This is a genomic window from Streptomyces sp. NPDC004752 (genome assembly GCF_053601275.1).
The window spans coordinates 56,473-62,522 of the sequence record NZ_JBSGBN010000052.1; the positions used below are offsets into that span (position 1 = coordinate 56,473).

Annotated in this window: 7 protein-coding genes; all 7 read left to right on the forward strand. The window is 66.2% G+C overall.

The features are described 5' to 3' along the window. Nucleotides 1-39: 39 nt before the first annotated feature. The 7 genes from ACWEKM_RS22330 (at nt 40) to ACWEKM_RS22360 (ending at nt 5,907) form a co-directional block, all read left to right on the forward strand. Complete coding sequence (locus ACWEKM_RS22330) at nt 40-813, forward strand: amino acid ABC transporter ATP-binding protein (RefSeq protein ID WP_451622936.1); 774 nt, start codon at nt 40-42, stop codon at nt 811-813. Next, a complete protein-coding gene (locus ACWEKM_RS22335; RefSeq protein ID WP_451622937.1) occupies nt 813-1,463 on the forward strand; it encodes an amino acid ABC transporter permease in 651 nt (216 codons plus the stop codon). The genes ACWEKM_RS22330 and ACWEKM_RS22335 overlap by 1 nt, the downstream gene beginning before the upstream one ends. Before the next feature lie 2 nt (nt 1,464-1,465). Then, a complete protein-coding gene (locus ACWEKM_RS22340; protein WP_451622938.1) occupies nt 1,466-2,182 on the forward strand; it encodes an amino acid ABC transporter permease in 717 nt (238 codons plus the stop codon). Beyond that, nucleotides 2,179-3,036, forward strand: a complete 858-nt coding sequence (locus tag ACWEKM_RS22345) for a substrate-binding periplasmic protein (RefSeq protein WP_451622939.1) — start codon at nt 2,179-2,181, stop codon at nt 3,034-3,036. Before ACWEKM_RS22340 ends, ACWEKM_RS22345 begins: the two co-directional genes overlap by 4 nt. An 82-nt stretch (nt 3,037-3,118) precedes the next feature. Beyond that, nucleotides 3,119-4,015, forward strand: a complete 897-nt coding sequence (locus tag ACWEKM_RS22350) for a nitrilase-related carbon-nitrogen hydrolase (RefSeq protein WP_451622940.1) — start codon at nt 3,119-3,121, stop codon at nt 4,013-4,015. Between the two features lie 51 nt (nt 4,016-4,066). Beyond that, complete coding sequence (locus ACWEKM_RS22355) at nt 4,067-4,834, forward strand: aspartate/glutamate racemase family protein (RefSeq protein ID WP_451622941.1); 768 nt, start codon at nt 4,067-4,069, stop codon at nt 4,832-4,834. A 14-nt stretch (nt 4,835-4,848) separates the two neighbouring features. Further along, nucleotides 4,849-5,907 carry a tartrate dehydrogenase gene (locus tag ACWEKM_RS22360; protein ID WP_451622942.1) on the forward strand — a complete coding sequence of 353 codons (1,059 nt, stop codon included), beginning with the start codon at nt 4,849-4,851 and terminating at the stop codon, nt 5,905-5,907. The last annotated feature ends 143 nt before the right edge of the window (nt 5,908-6,050 follow it).

Sequence of the window (6,050 nt, forward strand, 5' to 3'; positions counted from 1 at the left end):
CCGCATGACGGGCCAACTCCTCAAGGAAGTTGCAACGCGATGAGCACTATCAGTCCGGCCCGGCCCTTTCTGGAGGCCGAAGATATCAAGGTCGTCTTCGCGGGCAAGCCCGCGGTCAATGGCATCACCATGCAGGTTGATTCCGGCGAGGTAGTTGCCATCGTGGGTCCGAGTGGTTCGGGGAAGAGCACGTTTCTGCGATGTATCAATCATCTTCAGGCACCGACCTCGGGTGCCATTCGCGTGGACGGGGTCTCGGTGGTCGATCGCCCCGGCCGACACCCGAGAGCCCGTGAGCTGGCCGAGCTCCGCCGAAAGGTGGGCATGGTCTTCCAGTCGTTCAACCTCTTCCCCCACTTGACCGCGCTGGAGAACATCACGCTCGCCCAGGTCCATGCCCTGGGGCGCAGCAAGGAGGAGTCGCGCAAGCGCGCACTCGCGCTGCTCGACCGCGTCGGGCTCGCCAACCGCGCGGATCACCGGCCCACGCAGTGCTCGGGCGGACAGCAGCAGCGCATCGCCATCGCGAGAGCCCTCGCCCTGGAGCCGAAGGTCATGTTGTTCGACGAGCCGACGTCGGCCCTGGACCCGGAGCTGGGCGCTGATGTCCTGGGGGTCATGCGAGACATGGCCGCCACCGGCATGACCATGATCGTGGTGACGCACGAAATGCAGTTCGCGGAAGACGTGGCCGACCGGGTCGTCTTCATCAGCGACGGTCTCATCGTCGAGGAAGGCGAACCGTCGAAGGTGCTGCGGTCGCCGCAGCACGAGCGGACGCAGCGTTTCCTCAAAGCCGTTCTGGACCGCTGATGAACATCACACAGCACTTCCCGATGCTGGTCGACGGGATTCAGTACACGCTCCAGATCACGTTCGCGGCATTCCTCATCGGACTCCTGCTGGCCGTCCCGATCACCGCCCTGCGGCGCTCGCATCTTGTGCCGCTGCGCGCTCTGGGCGCCGGCTATGTCGAACTGCTCCGGGCGATTCCCCCTCTTCCCTGGCTGTTCCTCGTCTTCTTCGGCCTGCCCGAGTTCGGCATCACCATGGATCCGGTCGACGCGGGCATCGTCGTATTCGGTCTCATCTCGGCCGCGTACCTGTCGGAGATCTACCGGTCCGGGTTCCGGGCCGTCCCCACCGGGCAGACGGAGGCCGGTGAGGCGCTCGGGCTCAGCAGAACCGTCATCTACCTGCGTGTGCTGGTCCCGCAGGCGGTCAGGACCATGATCCCGCTGGCGATCGCCTACCTCATCGGTCTCCTCAAGGACAGCGCTGTCGCGTCGGTGATCGGAGTCCAGGACATCTCCGCGCTCGCGGTGGTGGAGAACCAGCGCACGGGCCAGGGCCTTGAGGTGTTCATCAGCGCCGCGGTCCTCTACCTCACGCTCAGTGTCCCGGTGGCCGTCGCCGGACGGTGGCTGTCGCACCGTCTTGAGCCCATGAAGGCGAGGGCCTGACCATGAACACCCTGTCGGATTGGTGGGACACCCTCCCGAGCCTGCTGCCGGGACTCAAGGTCAGCTTCGAACTGCTCCTGGCGACCGTCCTGATCGGCACACCGCTCGCCATCGCCCTGGCCCTCACACAACGCAGTCGACATACAGCCGTGCGCTGGCTCGGCATCGTCCTCATGGAGATCGGTCGGGGAATTCCCTCCCTCGTGCTCGTGTACCTCGTGTACTTCGGTCTGCCCGATGCCGGAATCCGCCTGGAGGCCGTCTCCGCGGCTTCGATCGCCCTCGGGCTGAACTTCGCCTCCTACACCTGTGAGGCGTTCCGTTCCGGCCTCGACGCGGTTCCCGTCGGCCAGTCGGAAGCGGCACAGGCTCTGGGCCTGAGCAAGCGGGTGGAAATGCAGCGGGTCATCCTGCCGCAGGCCATGCGGATCGTCACACCCCCGCTGATCAGCTGGGTCATCGTCTACTTCCAGACGACCTCCGTGGCCTTCGCAATCTCCGCCCCGGAGCTGATGAGCACCGCGCACTCGATCGCGTCCGCGAACTTCAAGTACATGAGCATCTTCGTGCTGACAGGGCTCATCTACGCGTTCTTCTCCATCCCCGGTTCTCGACTGGTGGCGGCACTGGAGAGGAAACACCACTCACCTCCGAAGACGACGTCCCCCCTCTTGTCGGCCATACGTCGGCGCAGACCCGAAAAGGTGGAGAATTCATGAAAACCGCTCGCCCTCTCTTGATAGCCACAGCCGCGGTCTCGGTTCTGGGCCTGCTCACCGGTTGCGGTGGCGGCTCGTCGTCCTCGGCCGCCACCGGCGTCAGCAAGGACTGCAAGCCCAAGTTCACCTTCCCGACCATCAGCAAGGGCACCCTCACCATCGCCGCGCCGGAAGCCCCGCCGTACTTCAGCAACGCGGGCGGCAAGCAGACGGGCATCGATCTGGAGACCCTCGATCAGTTCGCGAAGGACGCCTGCCTCAAGGCGTCCTGGAATGTGATTCCGGCCGCCGGTGACATCGAGGCCGTCCGCACCAAGCGGGTCGACATCACGGCCGGCGGGTGGTACGCCACACCCGACCGCGGCAAGGTCGTCAACCAGTCCGATCCCGTATACGTCGAGCTGCCGACGATCTTCTCGAAGAGCGCCACGTCGGACGTGAACGCGCTCAAGGGCAAGACCGTCGGCACGGTGACCGGTTACGCCTGGGTGCCCGACCTCAAGAACCTGTACGGCGACAAGCTGAAGGAGTACCAGAGCACCGACGCGGCGCTCTCGGACCTCGCCACGGGCCGGAGCGCCGCCGCCGTGCTGGGCGGTATCGACGCGCCCTACCTGGTATCGCAGAACGCGCGCTTCAAGGACATCGTCGCCAAGACGATGGCCCCGACCGCGGCCGTCGCCGTCTCCGAGAAGCCGTCCCTGCCCAATTACCCGCACACCAAGGGCAACGACAAGCTGACCGCCGCCCTCAACAAGGAGCTGGCCGAGCTCCGTTCCTCCGGCCGGATCGCGGAGATCCTCAAGAAGTACAACATCGACCCGAAGCTGGCCGATGTGGAGAAGTACCGGTGATGCCCGCGTAGACATCCGCGACGGTGTCTCGACATTGCGGCGCGGAGAAACCTGAAAGGTCATGCAAGAACCGGAGGAAGCATTGAGCACCTTGAAGATCGCCACCACCCAGTTCGAGCTGCGGGCCGAGCGGTCGTCGGACGATTTCCTCGCGCACGTCGAGGGTCTCGTACAGAAGGCCGCGGAGCAGAGTGCCGAACTCATCCTGTTCCCGGAGCTCGCCAGCACCGGCCTGCTCGGGGCCATCACCGACCACACCGTCACGACGAAGACGATCCAATCGGACTACTGGAACGTCCTGCCCACCTTCACCGACGACATCGTCGCCGGCCTGCGGCACATGGCGGCCGAGCACAACATCGTCGTCGTCGGCGGCAGCCACAACCGTGTCGCCGAGGACAAGTCCCTGCGCAATACCGCCTATGTCGTGCACCCCGACGGTCGGGTCGAGTCCCAGGACAAGCTCCATCTCACTCCCCAGGAACACGATCTCGGCGCGCGGGGCGGCGACGACCTCCTCATCACCGAGGTCGGCCCGTTCACCGTTGGGGTGCTGATCTGTGCCGACATCCAGTACCCCGAGCTGTCGCGCCACCTGATGCGCAAGGGCGTGGACCTCATCCTGTGTCCGTCCCTCACCTGGAACCGGCGCGGAGTCCACCGCGTGCGCACCGGCTGCCAGGCCCGCGCCATCGAGAATCAGCTCTACGTCGTCCACTCCCCCCTCATCGGCCACAACGGCCTTCCCGAGGACGCCCCCATGTACGCCGTCGGCAAGGCTCTGGTGACCGGCCCGGTCGACAAGACCATCGGTAAGAACGACGGGCTCATGGGCATCACGGAGAGCACCGGGGAAGACGTACTGGTGGTGGAACTGGATCACGATCTCCTCCTCGCCTCGCGCGAGAAGCCGGAGGCCCCCGGCCTGAAGCTGCACCGACCCGACCTGTACGCGAAGCTCCTGTCACAGACCGATTGACGCGCCCCTGCTCCCCGTTGTCCGCCCGCCTCGACTCACCTGGATGTCACCATGCGCATCTGCTTTCTGAACCCGTTCGGCACCCCCGCCTACGACCAGCTGATCCACGACGTGCTCACCCCCTCGCTCCAGAGCGGCACCGAGGTCGAGGTCCGCCACCTCGACATCGTCCCCGAGAACATGGATTACTTCGCGGCCAAGCACCTGGTCGAGGTCGGCATCATGAAGGCCGCCGTCCAGGCCGAGAAGGACGGCTTCGACGCGTTCGTCATCGGTTGCTGCTACGACCCGGGCCTGACCCAATGCCGCGAGCTGGTCGACATTCCCGTGGTGGGACCGCTTGAGGCATCGATCATGAACACCCGCCCGTTCGGTCACCGCTACGCCGTCGTGACCGACCATCACAAGGCGGCCACCGAGATCGCGGACCGCGTCCGGATCTACGGGCAGGAGCAGAACTGCAAGGCCGTCTCGCACGTCGGCTGGTTCATCCACGACATGATCAAAGACCCGGCCGCCGTGGCCAAGGACGCCTACGACACCAGCCTCCGCATCATGAAGGAGACCGGCGCCGAGACGGTGGTCATCGCCTGCACCATCGTCTCTGCCTGCTACGAGATCACCGCGGCGAAGGACGAGACGCTGCGCGGCATCTCCGTCATCGACCCGAACATCATCGCCGTCAAGCAGGCCGAGATGCTCGCGAGCCTCAACGCCGTCGGCCAGTACCGTATCGCCCGCACCGGCTACTACCAGCAACTGGCGACCCACAGCCCGGAGCAGGCGGAAGAGCTCTACGCCCTGCTGACCGAGAAGTGAGGGGTCGCGGCCACATGGGTTCTTCGTATGTCGTCGATGTCATCGCGGGTGACGGCATCGGCAAGGAGGTCACGCCGGCGGCCATGCGGTGCATCGACGCCGTGGCCCGCCACGCGGGCTTCACGATTCGCTGGCGTGAGCGCGACTGGAGCTCCGAGCGCTACCTCGCGGACGGGCGGATGATGCCCGAGGACGGTCTGGAGCAACTCGCGGACGGCGACGCCATCTTCCTGGGCGCCGTCGGTACACCCGAGGTGCCCGACCATGTCACGCTGTGGGGTCTGCTGATCCCGATCCGCAGGGCGTTCCTGCAGTACATCAACCTGCGTCCGGTGCGACTGCTGCCCGGCATCGAGTCACCACTGCGCGATGCGCAGGGCCTGGACGTCGTCCTCGTACGCGAGAACGTGGAAGGCGAGTACTCGGAGATCGGCGGCCGGGCCTACCAGGGACTGCCCGAGGAAATGGCCACCCAGCAAGCGCTGTTCACCCGCGCAGGTGTGGAACGCACGGCCCGCTACGCGGCCGAACTGGCGCAGACGCGGTCCGGGTCACTGGTGTCGGCCACCAAGTCCAACGGGATCATCCACTCGATGCCGTTCTGGGACGAAGTCGTCGCCGAGACCGTCGCCCGGTACCCGGGGCTCCGGCTGGAGTCGGTCCTGATCGACGCCCTGGCGGCGCGCGCCGTTCTCCAGCCTGGAACGCTCGACGTGGTCGTTGCGTCGAACCTGTTCGGTGACATCCTCTCCGACCTGGTGGCCGCCCTCGCCGGCTCCATCGGTGTGGCCCCGAGTGCCAACCTCAATCCGACCCGAGAACACCCCTCGATGTTCGAGCCCGTCCACGGCTCCGCCCCGGACATCGCGGGCAGGGGCATCGCCAACCCCGTGGGCCAGATGTGGGCCGGCGCGATGATGCTGGACCACCTGGGCGAGCCCGAGGCCGGCCGGCGCCTCACGGCCGCGTTCGAATCGGCCCTGGCCGATGGCGTCCGGACCCGGGACCTGGGGGGAACGGCGACGACCGCGGACTTCACCGACGCCGTACTGGATCGGCTGCGCAGCGCCTGATCCCCCCGGGCGCCTGATCCCCCTGGCGCTTCGGTCACGTCAAGCCACCGGCGTCTTGACGGAGTCGAGGAGCAGTTGGGCGACGTCCACGACCTGGATCGTGTCTTTCGCTTTGCCTTCGTTCTTCTTGGCGTTGACGGAGT

Coding starts and splice junctions, on each gene's coding strand:
- ACWEKM_RS22340 (WP_451622938.1), top strand. CDS start 1,466: ATGAACACCCTGTCGGATTGGTGGGACACCCTCCCGAGCCTGCTGCCG.
- ACWEKM_RS22360 (WP_451622942.1), top strand. CDS start 4,849: ATGGGTTCTTCGTATGTCGTCGATGTCATCGCGGGTGACGGCATCGGC.
- ACWEKM_RS22345 (WP_451622939.1), top strand. CDS start 2,179: ATGAAAACCGCTCGCCCTCTCTTGATAGCCACAGCCGCGGTCTCGGTT.
- ACWEKM_RS22335 (WP_451622937.1), top strand. CDS start 813: ATGAACATCACACAGCACTTCCCGATGCTGGTCGACGGGATTCAGTAC.
- ACWEKM_RS22330 (WP_451622936.1), top strand. CDS start 40: ATGAGCACTATCAGTCCGGCCCGGCCCTTTCTGGAGGCCGAAGATATC.
- ACWEKM_RS22355 (WP_451622941.1), top strand. CDS start 4,067: ATGCGCATCTGCTTTCTGAACCCGTTCGGCACCCCCGCCTACGACCAG.